The organism is Staphylococcus argenteus (genome assembly GCF_000236925.1).
GTDB lineage: Bacteria > Bacillota > Bacilli > Staphylococcales > Staphylococcaceae > Staphylococcus > Staphylococcus argenteus.
In genome coordinates this window covers 455,408-474,157 of sequence record NC_016941.1, presented here as the reverse complement: position 1 = coordinate 474,157, position 18,750 = coordinate 455,408, and the positions used below count along the sequence as shown (strand labels likewise).

16 protein-coding genes are annotated in these 18,750 nt (G+C 34.3%); 4 read left to right on the top strand and 12 right to left on the bottom strand.

Annotation, left to right across the window (positions count from 1 at the left end; translation table 11 throughout):
• Position 1 precedes the first annotated feature (1 nt).
• Positions 2-4,501 (bottom strand): glutamate synthase large subunit, encoded by a 4,500-nt coding sequence (gene gltB, locus SAMSHR1132_RS02150; protein WP_000551333.1) that lies wholly within the window; start codon positions 4,499-4,501, stop codon positions 2-4.
• Between the two features lie 180 nt (positions 4,502-4,681).
• Between gltB and gltC the strand changes: the two genes are divergently transcribed.
• The 3 genes from gltC (at position 4,682) to SAMSHR1132_RS02135 (ending at position 7,564) form a co-directional block, all read left to right on the top strand.
• Entirely contained in the window at positions 4,682-5,566 is an 885-nt protein-coding gene (gltC, locus tag SAMSHR1132_RS02145) for a glutamate biosynthesis transcriptional regulator GltC (RefSeq protein ID WP_000403901.1), read from the top strand.
• 100 nt (positions 5,567-5,666) lie between these two features.
• Positions 5,667-6,785: a YibE/F family protein gene (locus tag SAMSHR1132_RS02140; protein ID WP_096001306.1), complete on the top strand. Its 1,119-nt coding sequence runs from the start codon at positions 5,667-5,669 to the stop codon at positions 6,783-6,785.
• Positions 6,782-7,564 carry a YibE/F family protein gene (locus SAMSHR1132_RS02135; protein WP_000994682.1) on the top strand — a complete coding sequence of 261 codons (783 nt, stop codon included), beginning with the start codon at positions 6,782-6,784 and terminating at the stop codon, positions 7,562-7,564. Before SAMSHR1132_RS02140 ends, SAMSHR1132_RS02135 begins: the two co-directional genes overlap by 4 nt.
• A gap of 181 nt (positions 7,565-7,745) precedes the next feature.
• Here SAMSHR1132_RS02135 and SAMSHR1132_RS02130 read toward each other — a convergent pair whose 3' ends face one another.
• Both SAMSHR1132_RS02130 and SAMSHR1132_RS02125 read right to left on the bottom strand, forming a co-directional pair.
• Positions 7,746-8,231 carry a GNAT family N-acetyltransferase gene (locus tag SAMSHR1132_RS02130; protein WP_001133487.1) on the bottom strand — a complete coding sequence of 162 codons (486 nt, stop codon included), beginning with the start codon at positions 8,229-8,231 and terminating at the stop codon, positions 7,746-7,748.
• Complete coding sequence (locus tag SAMSHR1132_RS02125) at positions 8,218-8,616, bottom strand: NUDIX hydrolase (protein WP_000588515.1); 399 nt, start codon at positions 8,614-8,616, stop codon at positions 8,218-8,220. The genes SAMSHR1132_RS02130 and SAMSHR1132_RS02125 overlap by 14 nt, the downstream gene beginning before the upstream one ends.
• A 144-nt stretch (positions 8,617-8,760) precedes the next feature.
• Between SAMSHR1132_RS02125 and SAMSHR1132_RS02120 the strand changes: the two genes are divergently transcribed.
• Positions 8,761-9,030: a hypothetical protein gene (locus SAMSHR1132_RS02120; RefSeq protein ID WP_001129538.1), complete on the top strand. Its 270-nt coding sequence runs from the start codon at positions 8,761-8,763 to the stop codon at positions 9,028-9,030.
• Between the two features lie 132 nt (positions 9,031-9,162).
• On the opposite strand, the gene aaa is transcribed toward SAMSHR1132_RS02120, so the two are convergent.
• The 9 genes from aaa to SAMSHR1132_RS02075 all read right to left on the bottom strand — a co-directional run bounded on the left by aaa (position 9,163) and on the right by SAMSHR1132_RS02075 (position 18,699).
• Positions 9,163-10,170, bottom strand: a complete 1,008-nt coding sequence (gene aaa, locus SAMSHR1132_RS02115) for an autolysin/adhesin Aaa (protein WP_001170278.1) — start codon at positions 10,168-10,170, stop codon at positions 9,163-9,165.
• 332 nt (positions 10,171-10,502) lie between these two features.
• Positions 10,503-11,345, bottom strand: coding sequence for a dipeptide ABC transporter glycylmethionine-binding lipoprotein (gene gmpC / locus SAMSHR1132_RS02110; protein ID WP_000733358.1), 843 nt, complete (start codon positions 11,343-11,345; stop codon positions 10,503-10,505).
• Between the two features lie 40 nt (positions 11,346-11,385).
• The gene (locus SAMSHR1132_RS02105) at positions 11,386-12,045 is read right to left on the bottom strand and encodes a methionine ABC transporter permease (protein ID WP_000468000.1); all 660 of its coding nucleotides are present in this window, start codon (positions 12,043-12,045) and stop codon (positions 11,386-11,388) included.
• Between the two features lie 3 nt (positions 12,046-12,048).
• Positions 12,049-13,074, bottom strand: a complete 1,026-nt coding sequence (locus tag SAMSHR1132_RS02100) for a methionine ABC transporter ATP-binding protein (protein WP_000569291.1) — start codon at positions 13,072-13,074, stop codon at positions 12,049-12,051.
• Positions 13,075-13,400: 326 nt separating this feature from the next.
• Positions 13,401-14,543, bottom strand: a complete 1,143-nt coding sequence (locus tag SAMSHR1132_RS02095) for a bifunctional cystathionine gamma-lyase/homocysteine desulfhydrase (protein WP_001036656.1) — start codon at positions 14,541-14,543, stop codon at positions 13,401-13,403.
• Positions 14,527-15,441: a PLP-dependent cysteine synthase family protein gene (locus tag SAMSHR1132_RS02090; protein ID WP_000634116.1), complete on the bottom strand. Its 915-nt coding sequence runs from the start codon at positions 15,439-15,441 to the stop codon at positions 14,527-14,529. The genes SAMSHR1132_RS02095 and SAMSHR1132_RS02090 overlap by 17 nt, the downstream gene beginning before the upstream one ends.
• Before the next feature lie 218 nt (positions 15,442-15,659).
• The gene (locus SAMSHR1132_RS02085; protein ID WP_000744676.1) at positions 15,660-16,997 is read right to left on the bottom strand and encodes a sodium-dependent transporter; all 1,338 of its coding nucleotides are present in this window, start codon (positions 16,995-16,997) and stop codon (positions 15,660-15,662) included.
• A gap of 257 nt (positions 16,998-17,254) precedes the next feature.
• Positions 17,255-17,989 carry an alpha/beta hydrolase gene (locus SAMSHR1132_RS02080; protein ID WP_001220800.1) on the bottom strand — a complete coding sequence of 245 codons (735 nt, stop codon included), beginning with the start codon at positions 17,987-17,989 and terminating at the stop codon, positions 17,255-17,257.
• Between the two features lie 35 nt (positions 17,990-18,024).
• The gene (locus SAMSHR1132_RS02075) at positions 18,025-18,699 is read right to left on the bottom strand and encodes a phosphatase PAP2 family protein (RefSeq protein WP_000565827.1); all 675 of its coding nucleotides are present in this window, start codon (positions 18,697-18,699) and stop codon (positions 18,025-18,027) included.
• Between the last annotated feature and the right edge of the window lie 51 nt (positions 18,700-18,750).

Sequence of the window (18,750 nt, the reverse complement as noted above, 5' to 3'; positions counted from 1 at the left end):
CTTAATACACAACAGCTGGTTTATATTTAGCGTCGATTGCCTTACTCTCATCGTAAAATGCAGCTAGCATCGCTTCATCTTCATTGTCCTGCAATGATTTGTGTAGATGAATTTTTTGCATCATCAATTGATAATCTTTTGGAATAACTTTAACCACAACATCTTCAATACGATCAAAATGTTTTAAAATCTGAATCGCTCTTGTACTATTTGTATGAGTTACATGTTCTTCTAACATTTGTTTAATCAAGTTTTTCTCTTCATGATGTTTAATTTTTGTGAATAATAAAGTATCTAATTGGTTATTTTCCACAAACCTTTCTACATCAGATGGAATAACATATGCAATACCACCACTCATACCTTGACCGAAGTTCTTACCAACATCACCTAAAATAACAACATGTCCACCAGTCATATACTCTAACCCGTGGTCACCGATCCCTTCTACGACGACATCTACACCACTATTTCGAATACAGAATCGTTCTCCAGCACTACCATTAATGAATGCTTTACCACCTGTAGCACCATAAAATGATACATTACCAGCAATAATTTCATTTTGTCGTTCTTCAAAAGGCGCTTTGACAATCACTGTTCCACCAGACAATCCTTTACCGACATAGTCATTAGCATCACCTGTATGATGAACCATCAAACCTTTCGGTGCATAGGCTGCTAAACTTTGCCCAGCATGTCCATTTGTATAAATATTGATTGTATTTTCTGGAAGTCCTTCTTCTCCATAACGTTTCGATATTTCGCTACCAGTAATCACACCTACATCACGTTGCTCGTTATTTACTGTGAAACTACCAGTATATCTGCGTCCTTCAGCAATATAAGGTTTAGTCACTTCATAAACATTCGATAGATCAAATCCATATTCTAAGCGATGATCCTGTTGAATTTCTTTTGTATTCGGTCCATCAAATGGGCACAATAATTTTTCAACAGCTAAAGTAGCTGCCTTACTATTCGGTTTTACAACTGATGATCGTTGTAATAAATCAGTTCTTCCAACTAAGTCTTCTACACGTTTCAAACCTAAAGATGCTAATATTTCTCTTAATTCTTGTGCAATAAAATGCATAAAATTAACGACATGGTGTGCCTTACCTTTATATAAAGCACGTAAATCTTTATTTTGAGTTGCAACTCCTACTGGACAAGTATCTTTATGACATACACGCATCATAATACAGCCCAACACAACTAATGGTGCCGTTGCAAATCCAAATTCTTCCGCTCCAAGCGCACATGCGTACGCTACATCTTTACCAGTTAATAACTTACCGTCCGTCTCCAACTTAACGCGGCTTCTTAAGTCATTAAGTTTTAATGTTTGATGTGTTTCTGCTAAGCCAATTTCCCAAGGAACACCGGCATGTTGAATACTCGTTTTAGGTGAAGCCCCTGTACCACCATCGTAACCACTGATGACAATTTTATCAGCAAATGCTTTTGCCACCCCAGATGCAATGGTACCAACACCTGTTTTCGAAACTAATTTTACTGCGATGTCTGCATCTTTATTCGCATTTTTCAAATCATGTATCAATTGTGACAAATCTTCTATCGAATAAATATCATGATGTGGAGGTGGTGAAATCAGACCGATACCCGGTGTCGATCCTCTCGTCTTCGCAATCCACGGATAAACCTTTGTACCTGGAAGTTGACCACCCTCGCCTGGTTTTGCACCTTGTGCAACTTTAATTTGAATTTCTTTGGCATGTTGTAAGTAATCACTGGTTACCCCGAAACGTCCAGAAGCAACTTGTTTAATTGCACTTACTTTATTACTTCCATCAACTTGCACTTCATATCGTTTGGCATCTTCGCCACCTTCACCACTATTACTCTTACCACCTAATTGATTCATTGCTTGTGCTAATGTTTCATGCGCCTCTGCTGAAATCGATCCATAACTCATTGCCCCAGTGTTAAAACGTTTTACAATCTCGCTTACTGGCTCAACTTGATCAATATCAATTGGAGTACATGCTTTAAATTCAAGTAAATGCCTAATATGATCCGTTCTATTTCTATTCACTGCTTCAGAATAAGCTTTAAATTGCGCATAGTCATTTTCCTTACAAGCATGTTGTAGCAAGAAAATCGATTGCGGATTAAACGCATGATGCTGACCTTGTTGTCTCCACTGGAACGTACTACCCGACGCGAGATAATTATCGTTACTTTGTTGACGTGCTTTATTTTCAGCGTCAATTTGTTCAATTGTTATGCCAGATAGCTTAGATTGCGTTCCTGTAAAATAACGGTCAATAACATCATCCGATAACCCAATTGCTTCAAATATTTGTGCACCTTGATAACTTTGCACTGTCGAAATTCCCATCTTAGCCATTACTTTAATGACACCTTCTGACAATACATCCGTATATGTCTTAACATTATCGACAACAGTACCTTGTAATCCTTCTACCAATGTTAATCGCTCAACCGTACGTTGCGCTAAATATGGCACTATCGCATTAGCACCGTACGCCAGTAAACAAGCAACATGGTGCACTTCTCTTGTCTCACCAGATTTAGCAACCAAACTTGTAGACATTCGTAAATTCTCTTTTATTAATAATTGATGCACATGGCTAATTGCTAATAAAATAGGCATTGCATAACCATTTTCATTAACTAAACCACTATCATCTAATACTAGAATTTGAGCACCTTGCTTCACTGCATTAACTGCATTACGACCTATTGTTTCAAGCGCATCTTCCAAATTACCCTCATATAATGTTGATAAATAAGTCAATTTAAATTGGTCTTGATCAATAGAAGCTAAATGTTCTTCATTTAATACTGGTCGTTTCAACTGAATACGATCTAAAACAGCTTCATCCGGTGCTAATAAATTCCCTTCTCCACCTAAATAAGATAATTCACTCGTAACAATTTTTTCACGATATGCGTCAATTGGCGGGTTTGTTACTTGTGCAAATAGCTGTTTAAAATAATTAAACAATGATTCTGGTCGCTCGTTTAATACTGCGATTGGTGCATCATACCCCATCGCACCAATAGGATCTTTTTTCCCTTCTACAAGTTCTTGAATATATTTATGAATATCTTCTTTCGTATAAGCGAATTGTCGTTGCAATTTAAATAACGTATCATCTTGCCACTCGGAAGGTTGATACGCTATATTTTCAAAATCAAAGTTAATTTTATGTGTATCAATCCATGTTTTATATGGTAGTTCTCCTGCAATCGCACCTTTTAAATCATTATTTTCAATAACTTTATTCGCTTTAAAATCAACTAACAATAACTTTCCGGGATTCAATTGTCCTTTAAAAGCAACATTACTTTCAGGGACATCTACAACACCCACTTCAGATGAAAAGACTATAAAGTTATCTTTAGTTATTGTATATCGACCAGGACGTAAACCATTTCTATCTGTAAGCGCACCAAGTTTGTCACCATTACAGAACGAAATCATTGTTGGGCCATCCCACGGTTCCATTAAATAGCTATAATATTCATAAAATGCACGCACATTTTCATCATTCGCTTCATTGTATAACCAAGGTTCAGGAATCAGTAACATTGCTGCTTTTTCTGGCTCCATCGCTAATGACAAGAATTCTAATGCATTATCTACAATTGCAGAGTCACTTCCGTCTTCATCCACAATTTGAAAAACTTTGTGTTTCTCATCACCAAATAATGTTTCGATTAATTTACGCTGACGTGCTCTCATCCAGTTGACATTACCTTTAATCGTATTAATTTCACCGTTGTGCATTAGCATACGGTTAGGATGGGCCCTTTTCCAACTTGGAAATGTATTAGTACTGAACCTCGAATGTACTAAACCAAGCTTCGATTGATATAATTCGTTTGATAAATCTGTATAGAGCTTTTTAATTTGATCTGAACGTAACCAACCTTTATATACAATTGTTTTACGTGATAAACTCGTAAAGTACAATTCTAAATCGCACTGGGTAGAATAAAACTCTAATTGTTTTCTAGCTAAAAACAATCGTTTTTCAACATCAGCAATGTTTCTAATATCAACAAACACTTGTTGAATGACTGGCATACTGTCTGCCACATGTTTCGCAATCGCCTCTTTATTAACCGGTACATCACGGTAGCCTAGTATTGATAGGCCTTCACCTTCAAAATATTTTTTGAAAACCGCTTCATGTTCAGAACCTAATATGCGTTCTTTAGAAAAAAATAAACCCACGGCATATTCACCTTCACCTGGGATATCAAAGTCCGTTACATGTTGTTTAAAAAATGCAAAAGGTATTTCAGTCATAATACCTGCGCCATCACCAGTGATGCCATCTGCGCCGACCCCGCCCCTATGATCTAAGCGTCGTAACATTTCAAGTGATTTATCAATGATATCATGAGACCTTTTATTGTCCATATTCGCATAAAAACCAATACCACAAGCATCATGTTCCTCACGATAGTCATATAAACCTTTAATTAATTTCTCATTGTGCATGATGCACACCCCTTTTTTAGAATATTCTGATATTAGTTGTTAATGATAATTACTATAATGTAAAAAATTTATCTGTTCAATATATAAAATAGAAGATATTCATCTAAAAAATAGAACAATCACTAATATTATTGCTATAATAGTTACAAAACACTCATTTTTGGAGGTACAAATTTCGCTATGGAAATTAAACAATTACGATATTTTATAGAAGTTGCTAAAAGAGAACATATCTCCGAAACCGCACTAGAATTAAATATTGCACAATCAGCGATTAGCCGACAAATTACTTTACTAGAACAAGAACTTAACGTGTCATTATTTAAAAAACACGGACGCAACATAACACTCACGTCAGAAGGTAAGTTACTATTTAATGAAGCATTACAAATTATAGAACATTTAGATAGCACAATTGAACAATTTCAAAGTCATGGTTTAACTAAAAATAAAAGCATTTACATTGGTTATGATGAAAGTGATGTATCTCATATGTTATTGCCACTTATCCAAACATTTCATTTACAAAATGATACACATGTTATCCCTAATTTATTACAACACGACACAATTATTAATAGCGTCTTAAACGGTAATATCGATATTGGTTTTACGGAGCTTACACCTGAAATTAATAAACATAAACAATTACATATGTTGCCTTTGTTTGAAGAACACTACCATTTGTATGCACCATCTGATGATCCTATTGCAATGACGACGCATCCACCGTTAGTGCAGTTTGAACATCATCATTTTTACTGCTTAGCACCATTTGCTGAAACTGTGAAAAAGCAATTGCAAAAGGTTATCAAATCAGACGTATACACTATTAGCAGCCAACCACTTGCGCAATACTTACTACGTCAAAAAGAAGGCTACATTATTTCATCACATAATACACATTTACCTGAATCTAAAGATTGGGTTGATATTAAACTAGACCATACCGAACTAAAAAGAACAATATGTGCCATAACAAAAGAACCTTATACGAAAAGTGACATCGGCATATTACTAACACTTATCCAACAATTAATGGCTAAAACATCAACATTTCATTAAATAAGTTTACTTTTCAAGTCATTCTTATTAGTAATATCTTTGAAAATAAAAAATTAAGGGCGTATAATCACCATATTAATTCATTCATAGAATTGGGGTTTTGTTTTTGAAATACAGAAAATTATTTACAAAGCCATTTAATATTATTTTAAGTATATTTTGCATCGTTTTTATCGGTGCGATTCTGTTCACATTACATAACGAGAATTTTTACAATAAACCTATTGGTCAAATTATAGATGTCAAACATGTTTCAACGACACCTACAAAAGATGCACAAAACAATCGTGATGTTAAATATAAAAATCAATTAAAAGTCAAAATATTAAATGGTCAATTTGCTGGAGAAACAACGACAATCAATCATCAATACGTTAAGTCTCAAGCAGATTCCGAGGCATTTCGCACACACGAAAAAGTGTTATTACATATTTCGGATAAACCTAGTGACGCTTATATTATAGAAAAAAAGCGTGATACATTAACTGTGGTCATTACTGGTTTGTTCTTATTGACCGTATTATTAGTTGGTCGCAAAGTCGGGCTTCAGTCCATTTTATCTTTAATTTTAAATTCGATTGCAATTTTAATCGCGATTTATATTCATATTCAACATACCAGTATCAATTTATTCTTACTTATGACGATTGCAATGATCTGTTCAACAATGCTTACATTACTACTTGTTACAGGTTGGCACATTCGTACGCTGATAACAGTTGCAAGCACAATTATCGGGACATTTTTAAGCATCGGCTTAACAGAGTTAATCATATTTATGACAGATGGTAAGGGTATTAAATATGAAACGATGAATTTTTTATCATTACCGCCAAAAGACATCTTTTTGGCATCAGTGTTAATCGGTTCACTAGGTGCAATTATGGATGTTGCAATTACGATTGCCAGTGGCATGCATGAAATTTTGCAACGTACTCCTGATATTTCAATGAAACGATGGGCACTTGCTGGACGTAACATTGGGCAAGACATTATGGGAACGATGACGAACATTTTATTATTTTCATATTTATCAGGCGCTTTACCTATGTTTTTAATTTACTTAAAAAATGCTAATACAGTAACATATACCATTTCAATGAACTGGTCTTTAGAAATTGCTCGAGCATTAACTGGTGGAATAGGTATCGTCTTAACTATACCTATCACGATATTATTTATGGAAATATTTGAAACATTAAGGAGGGCGAAACAATGAATGCTGTATTTATATTAGCGTTATTGCTCCTCTTGTTAATGGTTATTTTCGGAGGAAAAAAGGGACTTGTCTCTTACCTAACATTATTTTTAAACTTTGCAATTTTACTTATTAGCATTATTTTCATTATCTTTGGTGTACCGATTTATGTCGTGACATTTATTTTCTGCATCATAATCGCAGCTTGTAATTTATTCGTACTAAATAGTTACAATGTAAAAACGCAAGCTGCATTTATCAGTACTGTTGTTACAACAATCTTATTAATCACACTTATTTATTTATCAGTGTATATTGGACACTTACAAGGTTTTTCAACCGAACAACAAGACGAAACTTATGTGTATTCAATGAATATCGGTATTAATATGATTCAATTCATGGTATTTACTATTATTCTTGCTGTCATTGCAGCCGTGATAGATTTAGCAATTACAATCAGTTCACCTATCTACGAATTACATCAAGTAAATCCAACACTTACACAATATGAATTGTTCCAATCGGGCATGCGAGTCGGCAGAGAAATTTTAGCTACCTCAGCTAACACGATTTACCTCGCCTTTTTCGGTGGTCAACTCGCCTTGTTTATTTGGTTTTTCAAACTCCAATATTCATTCGGCCATATTATCAACTCGAAAATATTCGCACAAGAGTTTATATCTATTTTACTAGGTGGTATTGCTGTAGCAGTGAGTATTCCGATTACTGCATGGATTACAGCATTTTTAATCAAAAGACCATCTCGTCGACGTCAAAATGATGAGACAATAAATTAAATCGAAGTAACTATATTATTTAAGCGACCAGTGAATCATCCATATGATGGCACGAGGTCGCTTTTCAATGTTTTTAAATTAATCAATCTAAAATAAGCTATACAAAAAAGCATCTTTACACATCATTGCTGAAATTTCCAATAACCATCAGCATTTGAAGATAATAAAGATGCTTTTATTTTCAAGTTAAAATACGTGTCATAATATGAACAGGTCTTCCAACAAATACACTATCTCCAACATATTGATATCCTTGTTGACGATAAAGTGTCATTGCATGTGGGTTGTCAGTATTAACTGTTAATACGATTTCATTAATATCTTGGAATGTCGCAGCTATAAATGACGGGAGCTTTTCCATTACCAACTTACCTACCCCTTGATTACGAAAACGTCGATCCACACTAAATGATCTAAAAAAGATTGCACCTGAATGATCACTGAATGGTTCGACACCTTTACCACAATGTAATGTGAAAAAGGCAACACATTGTTGATTTCTCAATACGACGATTGGATATCTTTCGTCATCAGACAATGCTGCTGTAATATTTTCCTTTGGTGTTTTAACAAATTTTAAATCTTTGTCGCTTAATTGAAAGTCTTCAATCATAGGTAAATCTTTCGGGACATAACTGCGTAATACAAGCGTGTTATTGTTTGGCATATTTTCCACCATTCTCTTCAATCCAAACTTTAACAGCAGGCGCAATCAATTTGTCATCCTTTTTATCAATCCAACGAATATCTGTAATTTCATTATTAATCGTTATATGATTCCAATCTATTTTAGTTAATGAACGATAACCATTTAATTCTGTAAGCATATCATGTTGAGGATATGCAGGTCCTACAATTGTTCCGACATATTCAATGTCATTCTCTGTTAATGTTAAATTAAGCTCTTCTTGAATTTCTCGTAATAATGCATGTACTTGTGTTTCCCCTTCTTCAATTTTACCACCTGGGAAATAATACTTTTCTCGATGTCTTACTTGTACTAGTAAAATTTTATCTGCTGTTTCTTCAACTAAACAAACACATTTAATCATCTATGCCACCCCGAATTTGTTCACTCAATTATACAAATTGTATTGTACAATTATGTTATCATATATGAGTAGTCAACGTTCACACTGAAATATATTGCACTCATATTTCACAAAGAAACAGAACATATTAGGGGGAATATTACTATGGCAAAACGTACAAAATCACAACGTTTATCAAGTTTAATAAATATCGCAGGATTTGTAGTTGATGGTTATAATGGCTATAAATATCATGCTAAAAATAAAAAATTAGTCTATATTTCATTAGGTTTAAGTACTGTTGGAACATTATTAGATTTTTACATTTCAATCAAATCACCACGTAAATTCAAAAAGGCAGTCGCAATTATTACATTAATAACTAATGGTGCCAGACTATTTACAAGTCTTCGTAAAGTAAAGCATGAATACTAAGTAGTAAAGGGTTAGTCGAACATAGAACATGAAAAGTTCATTCGACCAACCCTTTTTCTTATATAAAATAACTCCTATCACACACGTCACGAATGTAATAGGAGTTCATAATATATAAATATGCGTAAGACTTTAGTGAATATATCTATAATTGTTTACTTGGTAAGCTGGTACTGTTCTGTAAGTTAAAATACCTGGTGCAGCTGAATAGTTCATTTCTGAAACTAAAATACTACCATCATTATTTACACGTTCTACAAACATAACATGTCCATAGTAACCTACATCAGTTTGCGCAATAGAACCTACTGTTGGTCTATTATCGATAGTGTAACCATCTGCTGCTGCAGCGTTATCCCAGTTATTAGCATTCCACCAATAAGTGCTAATACCTTTACCAATTTCAGCACGGCGATTAAATACATGATAAGTACATTGACCCCATGTATATAAGTTTTGATGATTGAAAATAGGTGTTCTATAACCACTGTTTGTAGTTGTTGCAGACCCGCTATTAGACGTAGATGCTGTACCTGTTACTTTTAATTTTTGACCCGGATAAATAAAGAAGTTATTTAAGCCATTTAAGCTCATAATTTTTTGATATGTTGTTCCATATTTTGATGCGATTAATGACAATGAGTCTCCTGCTTGTACTGTATAGTATGATCCGCCACCTGAATTCGTTGATGGACGACTACTATTGCTCGTAGAATTACTTGAACTTGCAGTACCTGATACTTTTAATTTTTGACCAGGATAAATAAAGAAATTATTTAAGCCATTAAGACGCATAATGTTTTGATATGTTGTTCCATATTTCGATGCGATTAATGATAATGAGTCTCCTGCTTGTACTGTATAGTATGATCCACCACCTGAATTTGTTGATGAGCGACTACTATTGCTCGCAGAATTACTTGATCCCGATACTTTTAATACTTGATTGGGGAAGATAAGATTTGATGTTAAACCATTTAATGATTTTAATTTAGCAATCGAAATCCCATACTTATTTGAAATTGCCCACACTGATTCACCCGGTTGTACTGTGTGAGTCGTAGCCGCATTTGCTTGAGTTGCCGCAACAGCGCTTATCGCGCTTGTCCCAATAATAGCTGCAATTACTTTTTTTTGCACTTTAAAAATCCTCCTCTTGCTTAACTTTCCTAACATTCTTTTTATCCGAATTTATGAATACTACATCATTATACGATTTAATTATGTATAATAGGTTGATGTTTGATGACATTATCATTACAAAAAAATCATATACTGTGTCATCAAATTTTATAATTACTCCTTAAAATTATTACAACTTATTAGATTTTACAATATCTAAATTATTACAATTTCATAATATTTAACTATAAAATGGTTACAATCCCTATCTCACTTTGAAATATTTTATTAGTCAAACAAAAATGTCCTGCAAACATAAGTGTTAACTTTGCTTGTAGGACATGCTTAACTTATTTCTCTAATGATGTTTCAATTGCCTTTATTTCATCTTTGGATAAATTAACAGGTTTCTCTCCGTCTTTCACATCTTCTTGCAACGCTTTTTGCGCTTCTTTAGAGTGATACAATTCAACAATTTTTGCATAAGTTTTATTGTCTAAATCTTTGTCATTAACAGCGACAATATTAATATAAGGTTTCACGGCATCTGAATCAGATTTTTCTAAAAATATCGGATCTTTCTTTGGATCTTTTCCGGCTTTAGTTGCGACACCATTATTAATGACAGCAATATCAACATCTGATAATGCACGTGCTGTTTGTTGTGCATCAACTGCTGTAATTTTCAAATGTTTAGGATTAGAAATGATGTCCTTCGTTGTTCCTGCCAAACCAAAATCTTTTTTCAATTTAATTAATCCTGCAGCCTCTAATAACTTCAATGCACGCGCTTGATTAGATACATCATTAGGAATAACAACTTTGGCACCATCTTTCACACTTTTAACATCCTTGATTTTATCTGAATAAATACCTAAAGGTGCCAACACAGTTGTACTTAATGCCGAAATATTAGTTCCTTTATGCGCTTTTTTATATTGATCTAAAAATGCAAAATGTTGGAATGCATTCATATCAATATCACCATCATTTAAAGCCTTGTTAGGCAAATTGTAATCAGAAAAATGCTTGATTTCCACATCAATGTTATCCTTTTTAGCTAATTCTTTAACCTTTTCCCAAGCCTTAGTATCATTAGATGCGACACCAATCGTTACTTTTTTATCGTTATTACTACCACATGCCGCCAATAACAATAATGCCACAATGACTAATCCAATTAATTTCTTCATTTTATCAATCCCCTTCAAATTAATACTTTTATATCAATCGTTAGTGTCTACGTATAAATCTAGCTAAGACATTTCCTAACGTTTGAATCACTTGAACAATAATAATTAATACAACAACCGTAATAATAATGACTGTTGTATCAAAGCGTTGATAGCCATATACTAAGGCTAAATCGCCGATACCGCCTCCACCAACAGCACCAGCCATCGCTGTACTTCCAATAAGTCCAATAATCGCAGTTGTAATTGCCAATACTAACGAGCCCAATGCTTCAGGTATTAAAAAATATCTAATGATTTGTAGCGGTGAAGCTCCCATCGCTTTTGCCGCTTCAATTATCCCTTCATCTACTTCCAACAGAGAATTTTCAACAAGTCGGGCGATATAAGGTGCTACATATACTGTTAACGGTACAATTGCAGCAGTCGTACCAATCGAAGTGCCTACGACTAATTTAGTGAATGGTACAATCGCGATAAGCAAAATAATAAATGGTAATGACCTTAAAATGTTAACTAATGGATTTAAAATTTGATGTATGAACATGTTAGGCCATATACCTTTTCTTCTAGTCACCACTAATAAAACACCTAAAGGAATTCCTATCACTGCACCTAAAAATAATGCAACCGACACCATATACAGCGTTTCATATAATGCTTGCAAAAGCTGCGCGCTATCTAAATCAGAACCAAACATACGCTATTGCACCTCCTCAAACTGAATATCATTCATTTCAAAATAATGCTTTATTTTAGTGTCGTTAAAATGCTGATTCGCATCAAATCTCAGCCACAAATAGCAAACTGTTTTCCCTTGTATTTCAGACATAGAAGAAAACAATATTTTAACCTGTCCTTGATTAATTTGAATCAGATCATTCACAATAGGATGTGGCAACTGAGTTTCTTCTATAAAGAGTTTATAATCTCTATAGTCACCAACCTGCTTGTCATTTAAATTTTGTAGTAATTGCGAGCTTGGTTCGGTTTGAATTACAGTAGATACAAAGTTTTGAGCAATCGTCGTTTTCGGATGACTAAATACGTCCGTCACTGTTCCAGTTTCAACAACTTGCCCCTTTTCCATAACAGCAACACGATTACAAATATCTTTAATGACACGCATTTCGTGGGTAATTATCATAATCGTTATTCCAAACGTTTGATTTACATTTTTTAATAATGCCAATATTGAAGCGGTCGTTGCTGGATCTAGTGCACTTGTCGCTTCATCACATAGTAATATTTTTGGATTAGTAACTAACGCTCTTGCAATAGCTACCCGCTGCTTTTGCCCACCAGACAATTCATCAGGAAATTGATCTTTTTTATCGCTCAAACCTACAAATTCAAGCATTTCCGTCACACGTTGCGTGATTTCTTTTTTACTTTTCTTACTTAAAATGAGTGGCATTGCTACATTTTTAAATACAGTAGCTGAATTCAACAAATTAAAATGTTGAAAAATCATTCCTATATCTTTTTTAATTTCTCGCATCGCTTTTTCACTATAATCTGTAATATCATGTCCATCTACAATCACTTGACCACTTGAGGCAGCTTCAAGATGATTTACGAGTCTTACTAACGTACTTTTTCCAGCACCACTATATCCAATCACACCAAAAATATCGTTCCGATTAACCTTAAATGACACATCTTTCAAAGCATGTATTTTTTGCTTCTTTTTATTAAATGTCTTACTTACCTGTCGAAACTCAATCATGCAAAGCCCCCTCCTACAAATTCTTATTAATCCACTAGGAATAAGAGCATTATATGTAACTTTGATGCCACCGTCAATACAATTTGCCGAATTTTCTAAAAAATTAAAAAATAACTTTCTCATACTAATACTTTTCAAAAATAATTCACTTTGTTTACTGAAATTTTTGCTACTATAACCTAACTTAACAAAAATCTAATAACTTCCTACAACTGCAATTCAATACAAGTAGTATGACGCTCTACATAAAAATAAAAGCACTAGCATTTTCAAGAACAATTTAAGTTGATCTTAAAATATATGCCAGTGCCTTTAAGATCTATAATTTATAACGTATCTAACGCTTGTTTTAAATCTTCTACTAAATCCTCTGTATCTTCAATACCTACAGAAATTCTAACCAGCCCATCTGTAATACCTTCTTTAGCTCTAATATCAGCTGGAATTGATGCATGCGTCATCAATGCAGGTACTGAAATTAAACTTTCAACAGCACCTAAACTTTCAGCTAATGTGTAATATGATGTTGCTTTTATTAATTGTTTCGCACTCTCAGTATCTTTCACTTCAAATGCAATCACACCCGTATGACCGTCTGCTTGAGCCACATGTACATCATGATTCAAATGACTTTCAATACTTGGATGAAATACTTGTTGCACAGCTGGATGTGCTTGTAGCATTTTAATGATTTCAATAACACTACGATTAATTTGTTCCATACGTAACCCTAACGTTTTAATACCTCTTACTAGTAAGTAACTATCTTGAGGTCCTAAAATGCCGCCTGTTGAATTTGAAATAAATGCTAAACGTTCAGCAAGGTTATCATCTGATGTGGCAACTAAACCAGCAACGACGTCACTATGTCCACCTAAATATTTCGTTGCAGAATGTAAGACAATATCGATACCTAAATCTAGTGGATTCTGATAATAAGGTGTCATAAATGTGTTATCAACAACAGAAATCAAACCATGTTTTTTCGCAATTTCAGCAGACTTTTTAATATCTGTAACACGCAATAATGGATTAGATGGTGTTTCAATAAACAACATCTTTGTCGTTGGGCGAATCGCTTGTTCGATTGTATCTGTATATGTCGTATCTACAAAATCAACTTCAATACCGAATCGCGTAAATACTTTTGTCAATGCACGATACGTACCACCATATACATCAGAATTTAAAATAATGTGATCCCCTTTATCTAATAACATCACTACTGCGCTGATTGCTGCAACACCTGAACTAAATGCAAAGCCATATTTACCATTTTCTAATGCCGCAATGACGCTTTCAACAGAACTTCTCGTTGGATTCGCAGTACGTGAATATTCGTATCCTTGACGTAAATCACCAATATCATCTTGTAAATATGTGCTCGTTTGATAAATAGGCGTTGTAACCGCACCTGTATAGTCATCTGTTGTGTGTCCACCGTGAATTAATTTAGTTTTTTTGTTCATTATTATTCTCCTCATATTCAAATATTTGCTTAGACATATAGCGATCACTACCATCTGGAAACACAACAACAATCGTGCCTTTAGATAGTCGCGACTTTAAATTCAATGCACCTTGTAACGCTGCCCCTGAAGAACTACCTACTAACAACCCTTCATGCTTTGCCAAACTTTTGACATTTCGAAAGGCATCTTGATCTTTAATCGTAAATATCCCATCTACAAGACTTCTCTCTAAAAATATTGGCCACTTCTCAGAACCAATGCCTTCAGTGTCGTGCGCATGGGCTGGCCCTCCATTTAATACAGACCCTTCTGGTTCTACTGCATAACATTGCACTTGGTGTTGCTTTAAGTAACGAGCTGTACCTGTAAACGTACCACCAGAGCCAATACCAGCAACAAAATAATCGATATTTTGCAATTCTGATACCAATTCAGGTCCTAACGTATAAAAGTACGTATCTGGATTATGAAACGATTCAAATTGATTCATATAAACAGCATTATATTTCTCAGCATAAGCACGTGCCGCATTTTGTGCACCAAGCATCCCTTCAGACTGACTCGTTCTTGAAACATCCGCACCGAGCGCTATCATTATATTGATTTTTTCTTCTGAAAATCCATACGGTGCAAAGATTTTGCATTTCAAGTGATGTCTATTCGCAGCAATTGCTAAACCTATACCAGTATTACCAGCAGTAGCTTCAACAATAGTTTGACCTGAACGCACACGGCCATCTTTAATTGCCATCTCTACTAAATATTTCCCAAGTCTATCTTTCACACTGCCTCCAGGGTTCCATTGTTCAAGCTTGGCATAAATTTTAACTTTTTCGTCACTAAAATGTTGCAATAGTACTAATGGCGTATTGCCGATTAAATCATACGTAATCATTGATGTATCTTCATCTGACCTTCTTCTACCAAATGAATGAAACCTTCTTTCATATCGATTTTTAATCCTTACTTTTCAGATAAGAATTATAAACGACATTTTGCTTTTTTGCAATTATCTAAGATTCTTTTAATTCAAAACAGACCCAATCATTCTCAAGCTCAAATCAAAAAGCACCTGAACAACACAAATACTTGTGTGCCAGATGCTTCTATATATTAACTAAATAACTGAACAATAAATACTAAAATAATTACGACGGGCATCGCATACTTTATTAAGTAATACCAGCCACTGAATAATCTGAATCGATCCTTACCAAAGTGTTGCTGCAATAATTTTTTATCTAATAATTGTCCTACGACCAGTGTAGTACCTAATGCGCCTAATGGCATTAATACATTCGAAACGATGAAGTCCATATTGTCAAAAATGGTTCCTGCTCCAAATCTTACGTCTTTTAAAATACCAAATGATAACGTTGCTGGAATACTAATGATAAATACTAAAATACTGCCAATAACTGCTACCTTTTTACGCTTCGAATTGTCATTCTTCGTAAAGTTAGAAACATTCAATTCTAATAATGAAATTGATGATGTTAAAGCTGCAAATAAGAATAGTATTAAGAATCCTAAGTAGAATAATGTACCTAGATGCATTTGACTGAAGACCATTGGCAATACTTTGAATAATAGTCCTGGTCCCTCTTGTGGCTCATAGCCGAAACTATGCAATGCGGGAAATATCGCTAAGCCGGCTAATAGAGATACGAAGATGTTCATGACAACAATTGAAATAGCTGATGACTTAATCGTCATTTCTTTAGAGGCATAACTCGCATATGTAATCATTCCCGTTGTACCTAATGACAAGGTAAAAAAAGATTGTCCTAATGCAAATAAGATACCCTGACCTGTAATCTCTGATACTCTTGGCTGTAAAATAAATTTCACACCGTCTAACGCACCGTCTAATGTTAGTGATTTAATTGCGATAACGATTAAAAAAATAAATAATAATGGCATCATCACTTTAGAGGCTTTTTCTAATCCCTTTTCGACACCTAACATCACAATGATCATCGTAGCTATAATGAATAATCCTTGTCCTAACACAGTTAACCATGGATTTGTAATTATCGCTTCAAAATTTATTTCTTGGAGATGATTAATACGTTGAAATGCAATCAATTGCCACAACACTTGACCGATATAGATTACAATCCAACCACCAATGACACTATAGAAACCAAACAAGACAAATACAGCTAAGTTACCATTCCAACCAATGATATTCAGCCATTTCTTACCTGTCAATTTACTGTAAATTTGCGTTGTATATGTTCGTCCCATTTTTCCAACTATAAATTCCATAATAAGCAGAGGTAGACCTACAAATATAGTGAAAATTAAGAACATAGCTAAAAATGCGCCACCACCATATATACCAGCCATATATGGAAATTTCCACATGGCGCCTAGTCCAATTGCTGATCCGGCACTCGCTAAAATAAATCCAGTTGAGGTTTTCCATTGTGATTGTTGTTTTTTCATCATTCATATCTCCTTTAAAGCGTTAAAGCGTCTACGTGTTTAAGTATCACTCTAACATGTATGCAATTAACATGCAATACACCTGTTTCAATACTTCATATTATTAAAGAGACGCGTGCAAATCGAAAAATCATCTTTAAACTGACATAATAACCTCATTGGGAGTGGGACAGAATTGATATAGAGCCACTCAAAAAACACTTAAATGACAGATGCAAGTACATCGTCACTCAAGTGTCTAATTTTAAAATCTTCAATTATTTTAATTTATTAAAGAAGCGAATGATATTGGCCTCTAATAACTCTCTACCCTCTCCATGCGTCATCAAATGATGTGAATCTTCAAGACCATTTAATTCTTTCTCTTCTGAGCCTAAATGTTCATATATAAAATGAGCACTTGTTTCATAAGATGGATCATCTTTGCCACCGAATAATATATTGGCCGGTATTTTAATCGTATATAAATGCGACATGATATCATCAATAAAATGTTGGAACTTCGTAATCTCAGCATTATAATCTTTGATCGCCGCTAATTGTGCATCCGCTGCTTGCTGATCTAAATTTAAAATATTAGCCATGCGTTGACTATAATAAACTAAATGTTCAATTAAGCCATCGTCACTCTTTTCTTTCGGTGCTGACATCACAGCAATACGAGCCAATGGATAATGTTGTGCTAATTTTAATGTCATTAGACCACCTAATGAGACGCCTGTAGCACTAATAGATTGATAACCTTCATTGACTAAAAATTGGTAAGCTTGCTCAACTTCTTGCCACCAATCGTCCACATTATATGCCATAAAATCTTTTAACAATAAACCATGTCCAGGATAATTGGGAGCATAACAGCTAAATCCTTGTTCATTTAATTCTGCTGCAAGATGCTTCACATCTCGATTTGTACCTGTGAATGAATGCAGTAATAATATTGCGTGTCCGTTTGTTCCTTTTAAATAAGCAGGACTCGGTGTTTTAATTCTCATTTTCTATATACCTCCACTATGTCTAAAGATGTTTGCTAAACGCGTTGTCGTCGATGATTAATAAAGTATGGATATACCATTAAGAATAACGCTACCCAAATGATTGCTAGTGACGTGCCGCCAATGACATCTGAAAAATAATGCGCGTGAAAATAAAGTCGACAAAATAGTATGCTGAGCCACAATATCCCCATAATCAGTGCACTCAACACTTTTGTTATTGTCTTCGCTGCTAATGAAATAATAATGATCATCAATGCGAAATACAACAAGGTACTTGCATTTGAGTGTCCACTTGGGAATGAAAAACCTGTATCAACCGCTAAATGATTATATGGTCTTGGACGTAAAACAGTATCTTTAATCAATTTATTAATAACGACACCTGATACCAAATACGTCACAAACCAGATAGCTAAATGCCTCTGTTTGATAAACAGTATGATTGTGACAATTAGCGAAATCAGTACAACACCTTTGACGTCACCTATTTCTGCGCTAAACGTCATATAATAATTAAACAAGCCATTAACATATTGACGTTGTGGCTCACCAAAGTAATCTGTAAACCATGCTAATGATCCCATATCTATATTTTTAAGCCATTCTTGATTAGTCACAACACTGTAAAACACACCTATAAATATGACAAGTGATATTAAAAATAATGGCACTGTCATTTTAGGAGATGTTAATTTTTTATCTATCATCTTACAAACTCCTCTTATTTTAAAATTCTCTTTTCAATATAAAACTTGCAC

What these genes read in the sequence shown, in the direction of transcription:
- SAMSHR1132_RS02100 (WP_000569291.1), bottom strand. Translation starts at nt 13,074, where the DNA reads ATGATTGAGTTTCGACAGGTAAGTAAGACATTTAATAAAAAGAAGCAA.
- gltB (WP_000551333.1), bottom strand. Translation starts at nt 4,501, where the DNA reads ATGCACAATGAGAAATTAATTAAAGGTTTATATGACTATCGTGAGGAA.
- gltC (WP_000403901.1), top strand. Translation starts at nt 4,682, where the DNA reads ATGGAAATTAAACAATTACGATATTTTATAGAAGTTGCTAAAAGAGAA.
- SAMSHR1132_RS02105 (WP_000468000.1), bottom strand. Translation starts at nt 12,045, where the DNA reads ATGTTTGGTTCTGATTTAGATAGCGCGCAGCTTTTGCAAGCATTATAT.
- SAMSHR1132_RS02085 (WP_000744676.1), bottom strand. Translation starts at nt 16,997, where the DNA reads ATGAAAAAACAACAATCACAATGGAAAACCTCAACTGGATTTATTTTA.
- SAMSHR1132_RS02090 (WP_000634116.1), bottom strand. Translation starts at nt 15,441, where the DNA reads ATGATTACGTATGATTTAATCGGCAATACGCCATTAGTACTATTGCAA.
- gmpC (WP_000733358.1), bottom strand. Translation starts at nt 11,345, where the DNA reads ATGAAGAAATTAATTGGATTAGTCATTGTGGCATTATTGTTATTGGCG.
- SAMSHR1132_RS02080 (WP_001220800.1), bottom strand. Translation starts at nt 17,989, where the DNA reads ATGAGAATTAAAACACCGAGTCCTGCTTATTTAAAAGGAACAAACGGA.
- SAMSHR1132_RS02075 (WP_000565827.1), bottom strand. Translation starts at nt 18,699, where the DNA reads ATGATAGATAAAAAATTAACATCTCCTAAAATGACAGTGCCATTATTT.
- SAMSHR1132_RS02095 (WP_001036656.1), bottom strand. Translation starts at nt 14,543, where the DNA reads ATGAACAAAAAAACTAAATTAATTCACGGTGGACACACAACAGATGAC.
- SAMSHR1132_RS02130 (WP_001133487.1), bottom strand. Translation starts at nt 8,231, where the DNA reads ATGCCAAACAATAACACGCTTGTATTACGCAGTTATGTCCCGAAAGAT.
- SAMSHR1132_RS02120 (WP_001129538.1), top strand. Translation starts at nt 8,761, where the DNA reads ATGGCAAAACGTACAAAATCACAACGTTTATCAAGTTTAATAAATATC.
- SAMSHR1132_RS02125 (WP_000588515.1), bottom strand. Translation starts at nt 8,616, where the DNA reads ATGATTAAATGTGTTTGTTTAGTTGAAGAAACAGCAGATAAAATTTTA.
- SAMSHR1132_RS02135 (WP_000994682.1), top strand. Translation starts at nt 6,782, where the DNA reads ATGAATGCTGTATTTATATTAGCGTTATTGCTCCTCTTGTTAATGGTT.